General features: G+C 33.9%; 18 protein-coding genes. 8 read left to right on the plus strand and 10 right to left on the minus strand.

Translation table 11 applies throughout. The features are described from left to right. Nucleotides 1–113: 113 nt before the first annotated feature. The gene (gene gcvT, locus HYN86_RS11935; RefSeq protein WP_113678230.1) at nucleotides 114–1,196 is read right to left on the minus strand and encodes a glycine cleavage system aminomethyltransferase GcvT; all 1,083 of its coding nucleotides are present in this window, start codon (nucleotides 1,194–1,196) and stop codon (nucleotides 114–116) included. A 234-nt stretch (nucleotides 1,197–1,430) separates the two neighbouring features. Here gcvT and HYN86_RS11940 point away from each other — a divergent pair, with 234 nt between their 5' ends. The 3 genes from HYN86_RS11940 (at nucleotide 1,431) to HYN86_RS11950 (ending at nucleotide 3,621) form a co-directional block, all read left to right on the plus strand. Continuing rightward, a complete protein-coding gene (locus HYN86_RS11940; protein ID WP_113678231.1) occupies nucleotides 1,431–2,279 on the plus strand; it encodes an NAD(P)H-hydrate dehydratase in 849 nt (282 codons plus the stop codon). Between the two features lie 186 nt (nucleotides 2,280–2,465). Beyond that, nucleotides 2,466–3,248: a HipA family kinase gene (locus HYN86_RS11945; protein WP_113678232.1), complete on the plus strand. Its 783-nt coding sequence runs from the start codon at nucleotides 2,466–2,468 to the stop codon at nucleotides 3,246–3,248. Continuing rightward, entirely contained in the window at nucleotides 3,238–3,621 is a 384-nt protein-coding gene (locus HYN86_RS11950) for a DUF3037 domain-containing protein (protein ID WP_113678233.1), read from the plus strand. The genes HYN86_RS11945 and HYN86_RS11950 overlap by 11 nt, the downstream gene beginning before the upstream one ends. Before the next feature lie 390 nt (nucleotides 3,622–4,011). Here HYN86_RS11950 and HYN86_RS11955 read toward each other — a convergent pair whose 3' ends face one another. After that, complete coding sequence (locus HYN86_RS11955) at nucleotides 4,012–5,121, minus strand: pectate lyase family protein (RefSeq protein WP_113678234.1); 1,110 nt, start codon at nucleotides 5,119–5,121, stop codon at nucleotides 4,012–4,014. 234 nt (nucleotides 5,122–5,355) lie between these two features. Here HYN86_RS11955 and HYN86_RS11960 point away from each other — a divergent pair, with 234 nt between their 5' ends. Then, complete coding sequence (locus tag HYN86_RS11960; RefSeq protein ID WP_113678235.1) at nucleotides 5,356–5,928, plus strand: Crp/Fnr family transcriptional regulator; 573 nt, start codon at nucleotides 5,356–5,358, stop codon at nucleotides 5,926–5,928. A 318-nt stretch (nucleotides 5,929–6,246) separates the two neighbouring features. On the opposite strand, the gene HYN86_RS11965 is transcribed toward HYN86_RS11960, so the two are convergent. From HYN86_RS11965 to thrA, 8 genes are all read right to left on the minus strand, one after another. After that, nucleotides 6,247–6,753, minus strand: a complete 507-nt coding sequence (locus HYN86_RS11965) for a GNAT family N-acetyltransferase (protein WP_113678236.1) — start codon at nucleotides 6,751–6,753, stop codon at nucleotides 6,247–6,249. Between the two features lie 270 nt (nucleotides 6,754–7,023). Next, on the minus strand, nucleotides 7,024–7,701 hold the full coding sequence (locus tag HYN86_RS11970; RefSeq protein ID WP_162789361.1) for a hypothetical protein: 678 nt from the start codon (nucleotides 7,699–7,701) through the stop codon (nucleotides 7,024–7,026). A gap of 74 nt (nucleotides 7,702–7,775) precedes the next feature. After that, complete coding sequence (locus HYN86_RS11975; RefSeq protein ID WP_113678238.1) at nucleotides 7,776–8,630, minus strand: hypothetical protein; 855 nt, start codon at nucleotides 8,628–8,630, stop codon at nucleotides 7,776–7,778. 3 nt (nucleotides 8,631–8,633) lie between these two features. Continuing rightward, nucleotides 8,634–9,338 carry a hypothetical protein gene (locus HYN86_RS11980; RefSeq protein ID WP_113678239.1) on the minus strand — a complete coding sequence of 235 codons (705 nt, stop codon included), beginning with the start codon at nucleotides 9,336–9,338 and terminating at the stop codon, nucleotides 8,634–8,636. Beyond that, on the minus strand, nucleotides 9,335–10,219 hold the full coding sequence (locus HYN86_RS11985; RefSeq protein ID WP_113678240.1) for a DUF4238 domain-containing protein: 885 nt from the start codon (nucleotides 10,217–10,219) through the stop codon (nucleotides 9,335–9,337). The genes HYN86_RS11980 and HYN86_RS11985 overlap by 4 nt, the downstream gene beginning before the upstream one ends. Before the next feature lie 130 nt (nucleotides 10,220–10,349). Further along, entirely contained in the window at nucleotides 10,350–11,639 is a 1,290-nt protein-coding gene (gene thrC / locus HYN86_RS11990; protein ID WP_113678241.1) for a threonine synthase, read from the minus strand. Between the two features lie 477 nt (nucleotides 11,640–12,116). Next, complete coding sequence (locus HYN86_RS11995; protein ID WP_113678242.1) at nucleotides 12,117–13,037, minus strand: homoserine kinase; 921 nt, start codon at nucleotides 13,035–13,037, stop codon at nucleotides 12,117–12,119. 150 nt (nucleotides 13,038–13,187) lie between these two features. Continuing rightward, nucleotides 13,188–15,635, minus strand: a complete 2,448-nt coding sequence (gene thrA / locus HYN86_RS12000; RefSeq protein WP_113678243.1) for a bifunctional aspartate kinase/homoserine dehydrogenase I — start codon at nucleotides 15,633–15,635, stop codon at nucleotides 13,188–13,190. Nucleotides 15,636–16,272: 637 nt separating this feature from the next. On the opposite strand from thrA, the gene hutH reads away from it, so the two are divergent. From hutH to HYN86_RS12020, 4 genes are all read left to right on the plus strand, one after another. Next, nucleotides 16,273–17,787: a histidine ammonia-lyase gene (gene hutH / locus HYN86_RS12005; RefSeq protein ID WP_113678244.1), complete on the plus strand. Its 1,515-nt coding sequence runs from the start codon at nucleotides 16,273–16,275 to the stop codon at nucleotides 17,785–17,787. 48 nt (nucleotides 17,788–17,835) lie between these two features. After that, nucleotides 17,836–18,480: a DUF47 domain-containing protein gene (locus HYN86_RS12010; protein WP_056250900.1), complete on the plus strand. Its 645-nt coding sequence runs from the start codon at nucleotides 17,836–17,838 to the stop codon at nucleotides 18,478–18,480. A 30-nt stretch (nucleotides 18,481–18,510) separates the two neighbouring features. Next, nucleotides 18,511–19,851 (plus strand): inorganic phosphate transporter, encoded by a 1,341-nt coding sequence (locus HYN86_RS12015; RefSeq protein ID WP_113678245.1) that lies wholly within the window; start codon nucleotides 18,511–18,513, stop codon nucleotides 19,849–19,851. Nucleotides 19,852–20,126: 275 nt separating this feature from the next. Then, on the plus strand, nucleotides 20,127–20,762 hold the full coding sequence (locus tag HYN86_RS12020) for a hypothetical protein (RefSeq protein WP_113678246.1): 636 nt from the start codon (nucleotides 20,127–20,129) through the stop codon (nucleotides 20,760–20,762). Nucleotides 20,763–20,792 lie beyond the last annotated feature (30 nt).

A 20,792-nucleotide genomic window follows, 5' to 3' on the forward strand; every position in this document is an offset into this window, starting at 1 on the left:
TTATCTATGAAATGCATAAATTGGTAATTCTCAGGCATTACCTTTTAGTACTAATAAAAAAAATGCATTACCTCAAAAAGTAATGCATTTTTAAATTATTGTAGTCTAAAAAATTATTTCTTGTAAAACGGAAGTTTAACCACTTTAGCAGGAACATCATTTTTTCTAATTCTTATAAAAATATCACTGTCAACAGCGCTGTTAGGCACTGTAACGTATCCTAAACCAATTCCTTTATTCATAGAAGGAGACATAGTTCCAGAAGTCACAATTCCGATTACAGCTCCAGAACCATCTACGATTTCGTAATCGTGTCTTGGCACCGCACGCTCCTGCATTTCAAAAGCAACCAATTTTTTAGTAACACCTGCTTCTTTTTGTTTTTTCAAGCTCTCAGAATTGGTAAAATCCTTTGTAAATTTAGTGATCCATCCTAAACCAGCTTCAAGTGGAGAAGTCGTATCATTAATATCATTTCCGTACAAACAGAATCCCATTTCTAGACGCAAAGTATCACGCGCTGCAAGACCAATTGGTTTAATTCCGAAAGACGCACCAGCTTCAAAAACTTTATTCCAAACCTGTTCTACTTCGCTGTTTTTGCAGTAAATTTCAAATCCTCCAGAACCAGTATATCCTGTAGCAGAAATAATTACATGCTCAATTCCGGCAAAATCACCTACTTCAAAATGATAATAAGGAATCGATGCTAAATTTACAGAAGTCAAAGCCTGCATAGCCTCAACTGCTTTTGGCCCCTGAATAGCCAATAATGAATAATCATCAGAAAGATTTTTCATTTCAACACCCAAATCATTATGAGACGAAATCCAGTTCCAGTCTTTTTCAATATTGGAAGCATTTACAACCAATAAATATTGCTCCTCTTTCATTTTATAAATAATCAAATCGTCAACAATTCCGCCTTCATTATTAGGAAGACAAGAATATTGCGCTCTTCCAATAGTCAAAGTCGAAGCATCGTTTGAAGTCACTTTTTGAATCAGAGCCAAAGCATTTGGACCCGTTAACAAAAATTCACCCATATGCGAAACGTCAAAAACGCCCACACCATTACGAACCGTTTCGTGTTCAGCATTAACCCCTTCATAAGTAATAGGCATATTATAACCCGCAAAAGGAAGCATTTTTGCTCCTAAACCTTCATGTATGTGCGTAAGCGCAGTATTTTTCATTGTGTTGTTTTATAAAATTCAGTCGCAAATTTATTCAAAAAATATCGAAAAAAGATACTCTAAATTATAAATTTCGCAATGATTAGGAGCTATTTCCTGCTATCCGCTATATCTTTTGTTTTTTAAAGAAAAAAACAAAAGGATGCCGCTTCTATCAGGGCTAGGGCTGACAGTTTCAAAAGAACAATCATGATTTCGATTTTTTCCGTAATTTTATTATATAAAAGTATTCAAATGAAATCATCGTATTTAATTACAAAAGAAGAAATTCTGAAGTTATACAAACAAATAGATTCCAAAGCACATAAAGGAACACAAGGTCATGCGGTGATTATTGCCGGAAGTTATGGCAAAATAGGAGCAGCGGTTTTAGCTTCAAAATCCTGCCTAAAAACAGGCTGCGGACTCGTAACGACTTTTGTACCCAAATGCGGTTATCAAATTTTGCAGATTTCAATTCCAGAAGTGATGGTTGCAACCGATGAAAACGTTAATTTTATAACCAATATTCATCTGCCATTAATTCCGAAAGCAGTTGGATTCGGCCCAGGAATAGGCAAGGAACTCGGAACGCAAAAAGCTTTATTTGAGTTTTTAAGAGTCAATAAAGCGCCTTTAGTTTTAGATGCCGATGCATTGAATATCATTTCAGAAAATTTATCATGGTTAGAATTAGTTCCAGAAGACACGATTCTAACACCTCATCCAAAAGAATTAGAACGTTTGATTGGAAAATGGAATTCAGAATCGGAAAAATTTCAAAAAACGATTGCTTTTTCAGAAAAATACAAAGTCATTATCGTAATGAAAGGCGCGCCAACATTTATTATCAATAGAACTTCTGTCTACGAAAACACAACTGGCAACGCAGCACTAGCAACAGCAGGAAGCGGCGACACACTTACAGGAATCCTTACAAGTCTGCTTGCGCAAGGTTACGAACCCAAATACGCTTCAAAACTTGGAGTTTATCTTCATGGCTTAACAGCAGATCTTGCCTTACCTAAAACAGGTTATGAATCTTTTATAGCCTCAGATATTATTGAGAATTTAGGGAAAGCTTTTTTGGAGTTGCAAAAGTAGTTTAACCGCAAGGTTCGCTAAGGTTAACGCTAAGTTCGCAATAGATTCTACATAAAGCTTTGCGAACTTTGCGGTTAAATCTTGTCTGCATTGGTAAAAATCTAAAATCAAAAATTGTAAGTTTGTAATGTCAAAGATTAGGAACTTAGCAGCTCAGAACCTTAGCATCTTTGAATCTTAAAAAAAATGAAAAACAACTTCGATCTCAGAACGGTAAACGTCATGCGATATATAACGCCGCTGCGCGAAGGCGGTTCTTTACCCGCTTTGGCAGAAGCCGATGACGATTTTAAATACGTATTAAAATTCAGGGGTGCCGGACACGGCGTAAAAGCCCTTATAGCCGAATTAGTAGGCGGACAAATAGCAAAAGCTTTAAAATTGCAGCTTCCAGAATTAGTATTTGCAAATCTCGATGAAGCCTTTGGAAGAACAGAAGCCGATGAAGAAATTCAGGATTTGCTACAGGGAAGTCAGGGCTTAAATCTGGCACTCCATTTTTTATCTGGATCCATAACTTTTGATCCTGCTGTAACAACTGTCGATGCTAAATTAGCCTCGCAGATTGTATGGCTGGATGCCTATATCACTAATGTCGACAGAACTTTCAAAAATACCAATATGCTGATCTGGCATAAAGAATTATGGCTGATCGATCATGGAGCATGTTTATATTTTCATCATTCCTGGAACAATTGGGAACAACATGCTAAAAGTCCGTTTGCGTTGATCAAAGATCACGTTTTACTGCCTCAGGCTACGCTTTTAAAAGAAGTCGATGCCGAGTTTAAAGCAATTCTAATACCAGAAATTTTAGAAGAAATTGTCAATACAATTCCAGTTGACTGGCTGCAATGGGAAGATACGGATGAAACACCAGAAGGACTGCGAAATGTATATTTACAGTTTTTAAAGACAAGATTAGAGAATTCAGAAATATTTGTAAATCAGGCTCAGAATGCAAGATAATCACTTATACGAATATGCTGTAATTCGTGTTGTGCCAAGGGTAGAGCGCGAAGAATTCCTGAATATCGGAATCATTTTGTTTTGTAAAAAAGCCAAATATATAAAAGTACTTTTCCATCTCAATAAAGAAAAAATCCAAGCCCTTTCTGCCGATTTTGATATTGAACAATTAGAATGCAATCTGACCTCATTAGAAAAAATTACAAACGGAGCCAAAGACGGCGGTCCAATTGCCGAATTTGAAATTCCAGAACGTTTTAGATGGTTAACCGCGATTAGAAGTTCGGCAATTCAAACCTCAAGACCTCATCCGGGTTTGTGTCAGGATTTGGAAAAAACGATTCAGCGATTATTTGAAGAGCTCGTGTTGTAACTATTTTGAACCATATAAGTTATATAAGATAATTTAAGATTTAGCTTAAAAAGTAATCTCGCAAAGTCGCAAAGTTTTATTTTTCATGCATTATCCCCAATCTTGTCATTTCGAGGAACGAGAAATCTCCACAAGTAACTCCGTAAAGAGAATCCAATCTTTGTAGAGATTCTCGCGGAGATTTCTCGTTCCTCGAAATGACAAACTATATGGTTGCGTTATGATAAACTTCGCGACTTTGCGAGATTAAAAAAACTTAGCGTCTTTGTGCCTTCGTGGCAAACAAAAAAGCAAAACCATATAAACAATATAATACAATTTAAGACTAAAACTTAAATAACTTATATCACTTATATGGTTTAAAAAATAAAAACTAAACTAACTCATATTTTAAAATGAACCGCAGACATTACCGCCCAAAGTTGCTCCTGCATTTGCTGAAATATCAGCTTTAACAGCTGTTTTTGCCAATTTTACAATAGAATATGGCGGTGTAAATGCTGTACCACTTCCTGCTTGATTTCCTGTTGTATTAGTAAAAACATTATCACTTGCAGTTACGGCAGTAAATCCACTCATTAAATCGATTGGAGTTTTTACACCTTCAAAAACATTACTTTCTACGCGAATATTTGCTTCAAAACCAGCTGCAACGCATTTGTTGCTTACTGTACTGTTAAAGAAATTGTTTACCAAATGTACCTTTCCAAAACGAACTCTTGGCATTCTTTCTTTACAGCCTGGAGCCCACCAGCATCTTGCAAAAGTGATTCTCAACTTTCCACGGTCGCCAGTTGCACCGTCGCTAGAACCGATTAAGTTAGAATATCTGTGATCGTCTGATCCTCCAGAACCTCCTGCTTTTGGGGGTTTTAAATAATGGAATTTAGAATACGTAACCGAAATATAATCTGATTTGTTTTTGATGTCAAAGTTTCCGTCAACACCATCTCTAAATTCGCAGTGGTCAACCCATACATTGGTACATTCATCTAAGATGGCATTATCCCATCCGTCAGTATCGTAAGCGCCAGGACCTTCAAAAATTAGATTTCTAATGATGATGTTCTTGCATCTTTTAATGTTGATAATTCCAGAAGCATCTTTAGTTTGATTAGTCGAAACTAATTTTGCACCATTTGCTCCGTAAATCGTTTTTCCAGTCTGGTCTTGGAAAGACAATCTTGTTGTAATCGTAATAGTTCCAGAAACTTTGATCACTTTAACCGAAGTATTTTCAATAGCCGATTTCAACTGTGCATAGGTCGTTACAGTTGTTTCAGCAGATGATCCTCCGCCGGTTGTGCCTCCGTTTTGCGATGCCCATCCAGGAACCTCAGCGCAGTTTCCAATCTTTGCTGTTGGAGTGCTAGTTACGGCCTCGATTGTTGTTTCAGTACTTGCCTCTGTGCTTGTTGAAGCAATTTCTTCAGAATTACAGGCTGTAAATCCGAAAATCAATGTTAGTAGAAACATTGAAAGTGTTGATTTTAATTTCATAAGAGTTTGGGTTTTATAAAAATTTAATACCGCAAATCTGATTATAATTTGTAGGAAAAAAGTTGAACAAGTTCAAACTTTTAGAAAAAAATCTAATAAATATGTTTTTTTAACAGTTGTTAATTTACAAAAATGCATAAATAGCGTATTTTTACGTAATCGATTACATTCTTTAAGCCCCTAACAAAGAATGGATTGAAAACAAATTTATTCCTAAACAAAAACCACAAACGCATGTACAACCTACTACGAAAAAACATTGAGAGAAAAGTTCCGCTCACTGATGAGGAATGGAACATTATTGTTTCAAAAGCAGAGCTAATTAAACTCAAAAAAAATCAGTTTTTGCAAACTCAGGATTCCAACAACAGTTATGAAGGATTTATTTTAAAAGGCTCCTTTAAAACCTACATCTTAAATGAAAATGGAACAGAAACCGTAATTTTCTTTTCTTTTGAAAACGAATGGATGTGTGATCTCGAAAGTTTTTACCATCAAAAACCTACCACTTACAACATTAAAGCTATTGAAGACAGCGAAATTTTAGTAATCAGTAAAGTCAAGAAAGCACAATTGTTTGAAGAAGTGCCAAAAATCATGCAGTTCCATGTTCTAATGATCGAACGGGCAAATGTAGCAATTCAGCAAAGACTTTTAGATGTTTTGAATAAAACCTCAAAGCAGCGGTATCTGGATTTTAAAGACCGCTATCCGCAAAAAGTACAAAGTATTAACAATAAGAATTTGTCATCTTATTTGGGAGTTTCACATGAATTTCTCTCAAAGATTAAAAGAAAGGTATCTTAGTATAAAAGGGACAAAGGGACAGAGCTGCAAAGTTTTTTCTGTAGGGACACACTGCAGTGCGTCTAACGTTATGTGAAAATTGCGCAATTTGATAGCTTTATTCTCTTTTTATGTCATTTCGATCCCGAGGCTTCGGGAGAGAAATCTCCGCAAAGGGAATCCAATCTTTGTAGAGTTTCTCGCGGAGATTTCTCCTTCGTCGAAATGACAAACTGTACGGAAACTATATGGAAACTGCATAAAAAAAAAACTTTGCGACTCTGCGTCTTTGCGAGATTAAAATAAAAAAAAAACTTAACGCCTTCGCGGCAAAAAAACTTAAATGCTTTTCTCCAAATAGATAAACTCCAAAGGCACGTCAGAAATCGTAACGTGAATTTCACTTTCAGGAAAAGCTTCTCTTTCGCCTGTATCAACATAACCGCGACGTTTGTACCAAGCCACAAGTTCTTCACGAACCGAAATAACAGTCATAATAATACTCGACAATCCTAAAGTTTTAGCCTGATTTTCGGCTTCTGCCAAAAGCTTTTTTCCGATGCCGCTGTTCTGAAGTTCTGGCGAAACCGTAAGCATTCCTAAATACAATTGATGTCCTTTTTCAACCAATAAAACCGAACCAATAATCTTGTCATTTTCAGTAAATTTCAGAATCGTATTTTTTGGATCGAGAAAGATTTCGGTCATTTCGGCTTCGTCGGTTCTTTTTCCTTCTAATAAATGCGCTTCGGTTGTCCAGCCTTTTTTAGAAGTTTCTCCTCTGTAAGCTGAATTGATTAAGGTTGTTAATGCGGGAATATCTTCAAGTAATGCTTTTGTAATCATTATAATTTAAATGTATTTTGTATAAAATGAATTGCCTCCAGTTTGAACTGGAGAAACAAAATTACATTAGAAAATGGCTTTAGCCTAATCTTTTTATAGATCGCTGATTAAACAGATTTGCTTTCGCAAAAAACACTGATTTAAACGGATTTTTTTATTCAATAATAAATCTGTGTCTTCGTGATAACGAATCCGTAAAATCCGCGTCCAAAACTATATTTTTGAATTTCTTTGTGTTCACGAGCGGGAGACTCGCGCTAGCGAGGGGAGTTACTTGCTATTTTTTGTATATTTATAAAAGGCTTCAGAAGTATTGTTAACAAAGTCTACATGAGCATCGTAACTATTTTGATTAGAAAAATCAGAAATTAATGTTTGTGTTTTGTATGGATGAATAATTGTTCCAGGAATTCTATTATATACATTATTCAATTCCTCAACCAGAGTTTCGGATATTTTTTTTTCCTTAGAAATAAGAATATAAAAATAATACGAGTTTACAGAAACAGCCCAAATTATGAAATTTTCATTTTTAATTCCCACGTCTACGGTACCACATCTCATAGATGTAGGATATATTTTTATACCATTTGTAGTACAAGGAGTAATTATGTCTAATATTAGTATTACATTTCCCCAAGTTTCATTCCCATTAAGAATGAAATGCTTAAAATTTTCAAAATAGTTATCTTCACTATTGATTGTTCTCGAAGAATTATAAATGATTTTTAATAAATTTCTTAGAAGTAAATCGTAATTATATTCAAAAATAAACTGCTTCTTTTCTTCATGAAAGTCTTTAAAAGATTTATCATAAAGAGAACAAAAATAAGAATCGAGCTTTGATAGTTTTTCGTTATTGCATTTGGAGCAAACGTCAGAAACGACAAGTTCTGATGTAACAAATTTGTCTTGGCTACCAATATATCTAAATGTTAGGTTTGGCATTCTTGTAATTAAACATCTAGGCCAAATATGTTCCTTCGTAAGTTTGGTTTTTGTATCACAATATGCACATTTTTTCATTGAAAACTAGTTATTCTATCAAGTTTCTCTTGGATGTCAGAGATATTATTTACATCGAAATCTATTAATTTTTCTCGCAAATAATTTACTTTAATCAAATTAAATTTTGCTTTGTAAAAAATCTGTAGTTTAAGTTTTTTTTGGACTTTAGGATCGGAATTCATAATTGGTAGCCTTAAGAATAATTGTTCATAAGTATTATAAAGAGCAAAAAAATAAAATAAGGGAATACTTAATGTAGAAAGTACTACTGGTAAAATCAATGAATTCATATTATGAACTGAAAAGAAATTATGATAATCTTGAAATGATTTATAAACAGATAGTGCAAAATAAGTTAATCCTGTTATTGCGATAATGTTTGATAGAAATTTTGTTGTGATTTCATTTTTAATATCTAATTCGGAAAATGATTTTAATAAGCTTATTATTAAAAGAATGGGAAAGATCAAAAACTCAATCCAAAAATTGAAAGTATATAAATTTGATACAAACTCAAGAAATAAAGTTAGTTTGAAGATTTCATTTAAAAGTTCAATGAAAAAATTATTGTTATATGCTTTATCTATTTTAAAGAAAGTCACAATTGCGAAGGTAATGAACCATAGTATTGAATCTTTTAAAAGAGTAAAATCCCATAAGCCAAAGAAATTTAAAAAATATAAAAAACAGATAGAATATAATATCATAATTAAATAACCAGCTGAAAGTTTCGAAGCGAAAAAAGCTCCAATCAATCTTGTAAATGAATCACCTAATTTAACTTTTATAAGTAAAAATATTACAATAATTACTCCCCAAATTATTAAAGCAAGTTCTCTTGTTGAAAATATTTCTTGTAATTTTTCCATAATTTATGATGCAAAACTATTCTTTGAAATCCATTTAATCATATTTTTATAAAAATTAGAAATTACCGTCCTATGATCATCTTCAAATATAGTTCTATCTATTACTTTTATTTCTTTAGTATGATTAATTAAGCGCGCAATGATTTTGAATAATAATGGATCTACTTTTTCAAGTTTATTTAAATCCGAAGAATAATCAAAATCTTCATTAGGATCGCATAAAACACTAACTAATCTTCCAACATATGCATCAATCATTTTTAAATTAACTTTTTTTCCAACTTTGTAATAGTTATTAAATTGTGTAATTTCTTCTTGAGAACATTTATACTGATTATAATCTTTGACAAATTTTTTTCTATCAAATCCAAGCTCGAGATAAATTGGCAACATTTTTACATGATCAAGACAATTTCCAATATGTTCAATTAATTGTAATGTAAGGTTTTCTGAAAGTATTTTACTTTGAGTGAATGTTAATTTTAAAGAACTTGTAAAATATAAATCTTTGATAGTCATATAAACATGGAGCATTTCGTGAGTGAATGAATCTTTACAAAGATTACTTTTATCTATGAAAAATGTAACGGAATTATTTATGCTATATACTCCATATTCATTGTCGGAAGATTCTGCATATTCAATATTGAATTTTTGATTTATTTCATCCCACAATTTTTGATTTCTTATATCTAAAAGCTCAATCATATTTCTTCATCTTCTATAATTTCTTCACCTATACGATATTTAAACTCACCGTCAATAATTACATATTCATGAGCATTTCGCATTATTTTCTGTTGCAAATCAAAATTTTGTTCATCACTGACAAGATGAATCATATTGGATTGTAAACTTCTTAATTCGTTTGTTTTATCATCAGAATCCTTAAAATGTAAATAAATTAAATAATCAGGATTTAAGGGGAAATAAACTTCACTTTCTTTTGTCATAAATTCAAATTTTCTAGTTCTGTTTTCTAAAACTATTGGATTGTCAGTTGTGAACCACGGCTTTCCTTCTTGAGATTTTAGAATTACAATTTCATAGTTCCCTATTCTACGCAATAAATATTCTTGAAAAAATAATAGAGCTCTATTTATAATATCATCTGAAGGATTATCTGCCATTACTCTATAAAAGTCTTTTTGAATTAATTCTTCTAGACTTTCCGCTCTATGAGCACAGATCATTTTTAAAACATTTTCTTTCGCGTCTGAGTTTAATAAAAATAGCAAGTTTGAACGCCATTCATTGGAACGTGCGATAAAATTTGGAATTAATTGTAATAAAATTGCCTGTGATTTTTCACTTAATTTATTTTCTGTTTCAAGATCATTAATAATTTCCAAGTAAACATTCTCAATGTCACAATTTAAACTTTCAAATAATCGTCCAATTTCTGGATTATCGCTTTTTATGTCGAAAATATTAGTTTGGGCTAAAAAACTTTTTATACTTTTTTGGCGAGTAAATTTTTCTCCGATTTTTAAAACGGAAACTTTGTACTGATTATTTAAAACATAACCAAACTGTTTTAAATAAACTTGGGGAATTATATGCTGATTTTGATCTATTGGTTGCTTCATAAATTTTTTTTAAAAAAAGTAATACCAAACCTATTAAAATAATATCCAAAAAACTAGTTTTTATAAAACATTAAAATCCAAATATTTAAATTTAAATATTTGGATTTTAATGTTTTATAAAGTGATAAAATTACCCCAAGAAATCCTTCAACTCCTCATAAGTTCCAATCTTCACACTTACTTTATCCTCATTAATAACACTCTCAATTTGAGCAGGAATCGGAAGTGTAATTCCTAGCGCCGGTTCAACAACATCTAAAAATTTAATTGGGTGAGCGGTTTCTAAGAAAATACCAATTGCGTTAGGATATTTTTGAAGTTCTTTTTTCAAACCTAAATATCCAACAGCGCCGTGTGGTTCTGCAATGTAACCGTCTGTATTGTAAATTTTCTTTAGCGCTTCAAGCGTTTCTTCATCAGTATAACTGTAAGAAGAGAAATCTTTTTCGAAAGCTTTTAAATCGTTATTGTACAATTCCTGAATTCTAATAAAGTTACTTGGGTTTCCAACGTCCATGGCGTTAGAAATTGTGGCTTTAGAAGGTTTCGGATCGTATTTTCCGTTTTCTAAGAATCTTGGCACCGTGTCGTTTACGTTTGTAGAAGCAACGAAATGTTCAATTGGCAAACCTAATTTCTTTGCCATAATTCCGGCGCAGATATTCCCGAAGTTGCCGCTTGGGCAAGAGAAAACTAAAGGTTTGTTTTGGCTTTTCAACGCTTTGTAAGCAAAGAAGAAATAAAACATCTGCGGTAACCAGCGCGCAATATTAATCGAGTTTGCAGAAGTCAGGTTTTTATGCGCTAAAGTTTCGTCTAAAAATGCCTTTTTCACCATATCCTGACAATCGTCAAAAACACCGTCAACTTCAAGTGCTTTGATATTCTGCCCTAAAGTCGTCAATTGTTTTTCCTGAATATCGCTCACTTTTCCAGATGGATATAAAATGACAACATCAACGCCCTCAACGCCAAGAAATCCGCTTGCAACGGCTCCGCCCGTATCTCCAGAAGTCGCTACTAAAACCGTGTTTTTAGCATCTTTTTTGTCTTTATTGAAATAACCCAAACAACGAGACATAAAACGGGCTCCAACGTCTTTAAAAGCCATTGTTGGCCCGTGAAATAATTCTAACGAATAGATTCCGTCTTCGACTTTCACAACAGGAAAATCAAAAACTAAAGTTTCGGCAATAATTTCTTTTAGTTTTTCAGCAGGTATTTCATCGCCTACGAATTGTTTAATCGCTTCAAAGGCAATTTCTTCGTGGCTTAAACTTTCAATTTTATCAAAAAATGAAGGATCTAAAGCCGTGATGCTTTCTGGGAAATATAATCCTTTATCGCTCGCTAATCCTTGTATAACAGCTTCTTGAAAAGAAACTTTTGGGGCATTGTGGTTTAAACTGTAGTATTTCATTTTTTTTATTGCTTTAGGCTTTAGGCAATACGCTTTAAGCTTTTTTCCTATGCTTGTTTATAGCTTTTGTTTTTTATTTTATTTATGTCTTCGTTTTGTCAGGCTGAGCGGAGTCGAAGCTCCGTAAAGTATAGACATAAAGTAAATCCACATAGTTTTGTCATTTCGATCCCGAGACTTCGGGAGAGAAATCTCCGCAAGTAACTCCGCAATGCTAATCCAATCTTTGTCGAGCTTCTCGTGGAGATTTCTCCTCCGTCGAAATGACAAACTGGAAGTATTACTTTGTGTTAATACTTTATGTCATTACTTTGCAGGGCTTCTCCCGAAGCTTCGGGATCGCTCAGCCTGACAAGCGTTGTGTTTTTACTTTATGTCATTACTTTGCATGGGCTTCGACTACGCTCAGCCTGACAAACTTTGTCTTAATACTTAATTCTTTTTACTTAATACATTTCACATTTCACATCACACATTTTACAAAATGCGGACACCATCAGGATTAATCTTCGAAACGTGAATTTCATAGGGTAAATTCATTTTTTCGTAAACTTCGCTCATGGCTTTTGCGATTTGGTCTGCGGTTTCTTTTCCTCTGCTTAATGCGAAAATTGATGGGCCAGAACCTGAAATTCCAGAACCTAAAGCGCCGTTTTCATAAGCCGTTTGTTTGATTAAATCGAAACCCGGAATTAAAACACTTCTTAAAGGTTCTACGATTTCGTCATGAAGCGATCTTCCGATCAATTCGTAATCTTTGGTGTATAAACCTGCTATAAGTCCGCCTACATTTCCCCATTGCATAATGGCGCTTTTTAGGGAAACATTTTGTTTTAAAACCGAACGTGCATCCGAAGTCTTCAATTCAATCTGCGGGTGAACCACCGTTGCATACAATTCCTCTGGACTGTCAATTCTGATAATATCAAGCGGCGCATAACTTCTTACCAAAGTAAATCCGCCTAAAAGGGCAGGAGCAACGTTGTCGGCATGCGCGTTTCCGCTGGCTAATTTTTCACCCTGCATGGCAAACTGAACCAAATCTTTACGAGAATAAGGTCTTCCTAATAATTCATTAATTCCGAAAACCGCTCCAGCAGAACTTGCAGCGCTGCTTCCGATGCCGCTTCCGGCTTTTATGTTTTTGTAAATTTCAATTTCAAATCCGAAATCTAGTTCGTCTAAAGTTTCAAGCATGGCCAAGGCTGCAACTCCAGAAACGTTTTTCTCGGTTTCCAAAGGCAAATCGGCACCCACAATTTTTGTGATTCGAACTCCTTTTTGATCTACTTTTCGAACAATCATTTCATCGCCCGCATTGTCTAAGCAAAGTCCGAGTACGTCAAATCCGCATGAGAGGTTTGCAATTGTAGCGGGACAGAATAGTTTAATTTCCATTTTTAAGGTTCTGAGGTTCTAAGATGCTAAGATTCTAAGGTTTCTTATGCAACTTTTTATTTTTAGTTTCTAAGGTTCTGAGGCTCTAAGAGACTAAGATTAAGTTTTCAAAAAAACTCAGAACCTTAGCATCTTAGAACATTAATACCTCTAATTATTACCTATTCTAATGACATCTGCAAAAATTCCTGAAGCGGTAACTGCAGCACCGGCACCGGCTCCTTTTATCAATAATGGCTGATCTACGTAACGATCTGTGTAGAAAAGTACAATATTATCTTTTCCTTCCAGATTGTAGAAAGGATGATCTTTTGGAATGAACTGCAGACCAACACTTGCTTTTCCGTTTTCGAATTGTGCGACATATTTCAATCTTGAATCTTTGGCTAGAGCTTCGTTGTAAATACCTTCAAAATGAGAAGCGTGTTTGATTAACGATGCAAAGAAATCTTCGTTGTTTGTTGTTGCTAAACAATCTGCTGGCAAAAATGATTCGTTTGCGATGGCGTCAATATCCATTTCGTAACCGCTTTCGCGAATCAAAATCAGGATTTTACGCGCTACGTCGATTCCGCTTAAGTCAATTTTTGGATCTGGTTCAGTGAAGCCTTGAAGTCCAGCTTCTTTTACCACATCGTGGAAAGAATTGTTTTTATCGAAATTGTTGAAAATAAAGTTCAAACTTCCCGATAAAACGGCCTGAATTTTATGCACTTTATCGCCAGAAGCAATTAAGTTTTTTACGGTGTCTATAATTGGCAATCCCGCACCAACATTCGTTTCAAACAAAAACGGAGCGTTATACTGGCGAGATAAGCTTTTTAATTTTTTATAATTATCGTAAGCAGATGAACACGCAATTTTGTTGCAGGTTACAACCGCCATACTTTGTTTTAGGAATTGCTCGTAGGTTTCAGAAACGCTTGCGTTTGCTGTAATATCCACAAAAATACTGTTACGTAAATTTAGTTCTTTCGCACGAGCGATAAAATCTGCTGCGTTTGCAGTTTCGCCGTTATCTAAAGCCGACTGCCATTCCTTTAATGAAATTCCGTCTTCATCAAAAAGCATTTTTCTTGAATTTGATAATGCAATTACGCGGACATTAATCTTCAAATTATCTTTTAAGAATTTCTTCTGGCTGTGAATTTGTTCGATGAATTTTTCACCCACATTTCCAACTCCCATTACAAATAGGTTCAGCTGTTTGGTGTTTTCTTCAAAGAAGTTTTCATGCAATGTATTCAATGCTTTTTTAACGTCTCTTTCGTTAATTACAGTTGAGATATTTCTTTCAGAAGCACCTTGCGCAATGGCACGAATGTTTACGTTGTTTTTTCCTAAAGTACTGAACATTCTGCCGCTTAAACCTTGGTGGTTTTTCATGTTTTCGCCCACCAAAGCAATAATGCAAAGGTCTTTTTCTACGTAACAAGGATCGATTTTGTTCTGCGAAATTTCGATTTCAAAAGCTCTGTTAATCGCAGCTTCGGCATTATCAGCATCCGAATTTAAAATTCCGATACAAATAGAGTGCTCAGAAGATGCCTGAGTAATAAAAATGACGTTGATTTTTTCCTGAGACAATACTTCAAATAAACGTCTTGATGAACCTGCAACTCCAATCATTCCAGGACCTTCGAGAGTTAGAAGTGAAATATGATCAATATGGCTGATTCCTTTTACAACGGTGTCTTTTGTTAAAACACGATCTGAAATTAAAGTTCCTTCTGCTTCTGGTTCAAATGTATTTTTGATCAGAATCGGAATGTTTTTTCTTAAAACCGGCTGAATTGTTGGCGGATACAAAACTTTAGCACCAAAATGCGATAATTCCATCGCTTCTTGATAAGAAATGTTTGCAATTGGCTGTGCCTGCTTTACAATTTTTGGATTTGCAGTAAACATTCCGTTTACATCAGTCCAGATTTCCAATTGGTCCGCGTCTAATGCTCCCGCGATAATTGCGGCAGTATAATCAGATCCGCCACGCCCTAAAGTGGAAGTAATTCCGTCTAAAGTCTGTGCAATAAAACCAGGTAAAATATTGATATTTGATTCATTCGATGCAAAATATTCCTGAATCAGTTTATTAGAAACTTCGAAGTTAACAACTGCTTTTCCGAAATCGGCATTTGTTTTTATTAACTCACGGCTGTCTTTGTAAGCTGCATTTTTGTCAACTTGCTGATAAGCCTGAGCAATTATATAGGACGAAAGTAATTCACCAAAACTTAAAATAGTGTCAGCAGTTCTTGGAGATAATTCGCCCAATAAAAAACAACCATCTAAAAGTGTTTCTAAGTGATTGATAATTCTTTTTACGTGGCTTAGCAGACTGCTTTGTTCACTTACCGGAATAAGTTCTTTAAGTGTGTCAAGATGTTTTTTCTCAATTTCTGCAACAATATTTCTAAAATCTTCATCATTTGCAGCGGCTTTTGCGGCAGCTGACTGCAGTAAATCGGTTACTTTGCTAAGGGCAGAAACTACAACGACTAGTCTTTCGTTTTTAGCTTTTTGATTTATTATTTCGAGAACGAGTTTTATATTTTGAGCATTGGCAACCGAAGTTCCGCCAAATTTTAATACTTTCATTTTGATATTTTTTAATAAGGTGCAGAGATTTTGAGTAACAAATGTTCAAGATTATTAACTGTGAACTGAAACTGAAAACTGCGGCTTTTTTCTTTTTGTAAATGTTTTTTATGTATCCAATGTCTTTCTTCTTTCAAGAAAAAAGTATAGGTAACCTAGGATTATATGTAAAAATGTATACCCCTAAGGGGTAGTAGTTGTTGTAGTAGAAATAATCGTAGCAGCAATTGCAGCTCTAGTTGGAGCTGTCATTGTAGATTGATATTTTGTGCTGTTACTTTTCATTTTTGATTTTTCAAAAGTACAGTTTTTTAGAAGCATTAAAAACTTTTAAAGGCTTTTTGCGAATATTTTAATAATTCAAATCTCCTTAATTTAATATTGAGTATTTGTTAAAATTAAAGATGCTAAAATGATCTTTTGACATATTTCAGGCTTTCATTTTTGTTATTAGGGCATATTTAATGAACTGGTTTTTAATGCAAAAATGAGTAAAAAGAGGTAAAAGTCCGTTTTTTTTAATTGATAAAAAGATAATGGTACATAATCTCATTTGTGTGAATTTTAATTATTGTGATAAAATGTTGCTTTTTAATATTGATTTGTTGAATTTTGACATCTTAAATTGAAAAACGTCATGAGAGAAATCCATTATATAAGTACTGAAACTATAACTTTAGAAACCTTACAAGAAATTTTATCTTATAATAAAACTCTTGAATTATCTGAAGAAGCTAAAGTAAACGTTCAAAAATGCCGTGATTATCTCGATAAAAAAATGGCATTACATTCTGAACCAATTTACGGAATCAATACAGGTTTTGGATCACTTTGTAATGTAAAGATTTCTAATGAAAATTTATCTAAACTTCAGGAAAACTTAGTAAAATCGCACGCCTGCGGAACGGGAGAAGAAGTACCGTCTGAAATAGTGAAGATGATGCTTTTACTAAAAATTCAATCTTTAAGTTATGGACATTCTGGCGTTCAATTGAAAACTTTGGAGCGTTTAGTAGATTTCTACAACAATGATATTTTACCTATAATTTATACGCAGGGTTCTCTAGGAGCTTCTGGAGATTTAGCACCTTTAGCACATTTATCTTTACCTTTAATAGGAGAAGGGATTGTACTTTTTGAAGGGAAAAAGACAGCTTCAGCAGAAGTTTTGAAGCATTTTAATTGGGAACCAATTGTTTTGCAGTCAAAAGAAGGTTTGGCTTTGTTAAACGGAACCCAGTTTATGAGTGCTTATGGGGCTCATATTTTAATTAAAGCCTACAAATATTCGTATTTGGCAGATTTAATCGGAACTATATCTTTGGAAGGTTTTGATGGAAGAATTGAGCCATTCAATGAATTGATACATTATATACGTCCGCACAAAGGACAGATTATTACGGCACAGCGTATTAATGAGTTTTTAGAGGGAAGTGAAATTATCGCCCAAGAAAAGAAACACGTTCAGGATCCGTATTCTTTCCGTTGTATGCCGCAGGTTCACGGCGCTTCAAAAGATGCGATTGATTACGTTAGAAAAGTATTCAAGACCGAAATTAACTCCGTTACCGACAATCCAAATATATTTATAGAAGCTGATCAGATTATTTCCGGAGGAAATTTCCACGGTCAGCCCTTAGCTCTAGCTTTAGATTTTATGGCAATTGCTTTAGCAGAATTAGGAAGTATTTCTGAAAGAAGAACGTATCAATTAATTTCTGGACAACGTAATCTGCCGGCATTTTTGGTAGATAATCCAGGATTAAATTCAGGTTTCATGATTCCGCAATATACTGCTGCAAGTATTGCCAGTCAAAACAAACAATTGGCGACTCCATCAAGCGTTGACAGTATTGTTTCGAGCAACGGACAGGAAGATCATGTAAGCATGGGAGCCAACGGAGCGACAAAAGCTTTACGAGTTTTAGACAATTTAGAGCGCATTTTGGCAATCGAATTATTGAATGCTTCGCAGGCCATTGCGTATAGAGAGCCTTTAAAATCAAGTGATTTTATCGAAATGTTTTTAAATAGTTACAGAGAAGTTGTGCCTTTGGTAAAAGAAGACAGAATTTTACATAACGATATAGAAAACACAGCTTTATTCTTGGAGAGTTTCCAAATAGAAAACGATTTGTTAACAATGGCTTAACATTGCAAAATATTATTGAAGTAATTTTGCACTATCAAAAATAAAACAATGTCAATAAACAGTATTTTCCAATTTTTAGTGCCGAAAGACAAAAAATTCTTTCCACTTTTTGAAGAAGCTTCAAGCAATTTAATTGAATTAGCTTCTAACTTACACGAAGCTGTAAATTTACCATTAAAAGAAAGAGAAGTTCTTTTTCAAAAAATTGACGAATTAGAGCAAAGAGGTGAAGACATTACTCGTCAAACCAATTTGGAATTGAGTAGAAACTTTATTACACCATTTGATAGAGAAGATATTCACACCTTAATTACTTCTATTGACAACGTTGCAGATTACCTTCACGGTGCGGCAAGTCGTATGAGACTGTATCAAGTTGATAAGATTACAAAATCTATCAGAAAGATGACAGAAATCAATCTTGAAGCTTGTCAAAACATTGACAGTGCGGTAAAAGAACTAAGAAATTTGAAGAATTTCAAAGTTATTAAAGATGCTTGTGCTAGAATTAATAAGCTAGAAAACAAATCTGATAACGTATATAACAAAGCAGTTTTTGAAATTTTTGAAAACGAAACAGACGCTAAAAATATTATTAAGTATAAAGAGGTATTATCTGTTTTAGAATCAGCAACAGACAAATGTAAGAGTGTTGCAAACATACTAGAATCTATTTCTGTAAAACATTCTTAATTCAATTTTTCATTCTGAAGTTATAACTTTATGACGCTACTTATATTAATTATAGTATTAGCTTTAATTTTTGATTACATCAATGGTTTTCATGATGCAGCAAATGCTATAGCGACTGTTGTTGCTACAAAGGTCTTGACGCCTTTTCAGGCCGTTCTTTGGGCAGCATTTTTTAACTTTCTAGCTTATTGGGTTTTCGGATTTGGTGTTGCAGATACTGTTGCAAAAACAGCGGATACAATGCAAATTGACCTAGTAGTAATTTTAGCCGGTGTAATTGCGGCAATCTGCTGGAATTTATTGACTTGGTGGCTGGGAATTCCTTCTAGTTCTTCACATACTCTTATCGGTGGTTTTGCAGGAGCGGCGGTAGCGCATGCTATTGCAGTTCATGGTTTTTCAGGTTATGTTGGACCAGACGGAACAACACATCACTGGTATGATATAGTAAGTTGGTATAAAGCTGGAAAAGACGGCGGTATGCCTTCTGGAGTTCTGATCATTATTGCTTTTATTGTTTTAGCGCCGTTATTAGGAGCTTTGGCATCCTATTTAATTTCGATTTGGCTGTTAAATGCATCTCGTAAAAGTATTGGGCCAAAAATATTTACAGTAGCTTTAATGCTTGTAACTATTTGGTTTGTTTACACTCAAATGATTCCTTACGAAGAAATTATAAAAGATGGACATAAACCTCGTTTTGCTAATTCTGAATTTTGGAGTGTTGCACTTGAACCACATAATATAAAATGGCTTTTAGTTGCCTTTATTGTGCTGACAGTAAGTGCATTTTGCTTAATATTTAGCAGTTTAAATCTTCATCAGGCTGATGCTGCTTTGAAAAAAATGCAATTATTATCTTCTGCAGCTTTCAGTTTAGGTCACGGAGGAAACGATTCACAAAAAGTAATGGGAATTATTGCTGCTGCGGTTGTTGTGTACATTAACACAAATCCTGGTGTTCATATGGATCCTTGGTTAGACGTAGTTCTTCCATCTGAAGATGGTGCTTTTAAAATGCCTAGCTGGATTCCGCTGGCATGTTATTCTGCAATTGCGGCTGGAACTTTAAGTGGTGGATGGAAAATTGTGAAAACAATGGGTTCTAAAATCACAAAAGTAAGTTCATTTGAAGGTGTTGCTGCTGAAACTGCTGGTGCTTTAACGCTTTATTTTACAGAGCATTTAAAAATTCCAGTAAGTACAACTCATACTATTACAGGATCTATTATTGGTGTTGGATTAACAAAACGTGTATCTGCAGTTCGCTGGGGAGTTACAGTAAGCTTAATCTGGGCTTGGATCTTAACTATTCCAATTTCAGCTTTATTAGCAGGTTTGGTTTATTTTGTACTAAGCGTATTTATTTAATAAAACCGATTATGTGAGATTTAAAATTACATGATATCTAAATAGTTTAAAGCCGATTTCAATTTGAAATCGGCTTTTCTTTTTTTATACTAAAGCAGTACTAGTTGATTATTTGAAAATATATTAAGGAGAATCTAATTCTTTTATAGATAAATATTACAAGGAATATATGAAATAATGTCTTATCCTGTTGTTTTTAAAATTTCTACGAGCAAAAATGCATCAAAGTTTAAGTCATTTTTGCAAAATTATTCAAATAGAAAAAATAAACGATAATGGACGCAATTTTTAAAACCCCGCTAATTTTTAACGGAGAAGAAGAAACGGTAGTATTAATGTATGGAAATTATATAATTTCAAAAATGACGCAGGCAGATGCTGATTTTGCAATTAAAAACATTGATCAAAGAATGTTCGATGAGTCAAGTTTTGATTCTATCATTAAAGTACGTAATGTCGTTGAATATGAATTTGAACCAGAAAATGATGCTGCCATTATGTTTGGCGTTGCAAATGGCGGAATTACATCTTATGAAACAATTGATTTTAAAGATGTTGAAACAACAAAAAATGCCGAAAAATCATTTGGAGAGTGCTTTAAGCAAATAGGTTTTAGGAGGGAAGAAAAACAGTTAACGGCACTAAAAGCTGCAATTTCACCTGGAATTGTTACAGCCTTTGTGGGAGGTTTAGGAGCTATAATTACCTGGCTTTCTTATAGTTTTCAGGACTGGGAACCAAGTCGTACGCAAAGAGTAAAATGGTTTGCTTATTTATTTGTTAAAATATCAAAATCAGTGGGATATCTTCCTTTTTTAATTATTACTGCGGTGCTAACTATAATTTGTTTGTTCTGGATGATCAAAAGAATGGCTAATCCGCCATTGTTAGTAAAAGCCGTTAAAGCTTAGCTGCTATGTAAGAAACTTGCAGTAAATAAA

Source organism: Flavobacterium fluviale, from assembly GCF_003312915.1.
Lineage (GTDB): Bacteria > Bacteroidota > Bacteroidia > Flavobacteriales > Flavobacteriaceae > Flavobacterium > Flavobacterium fluviale.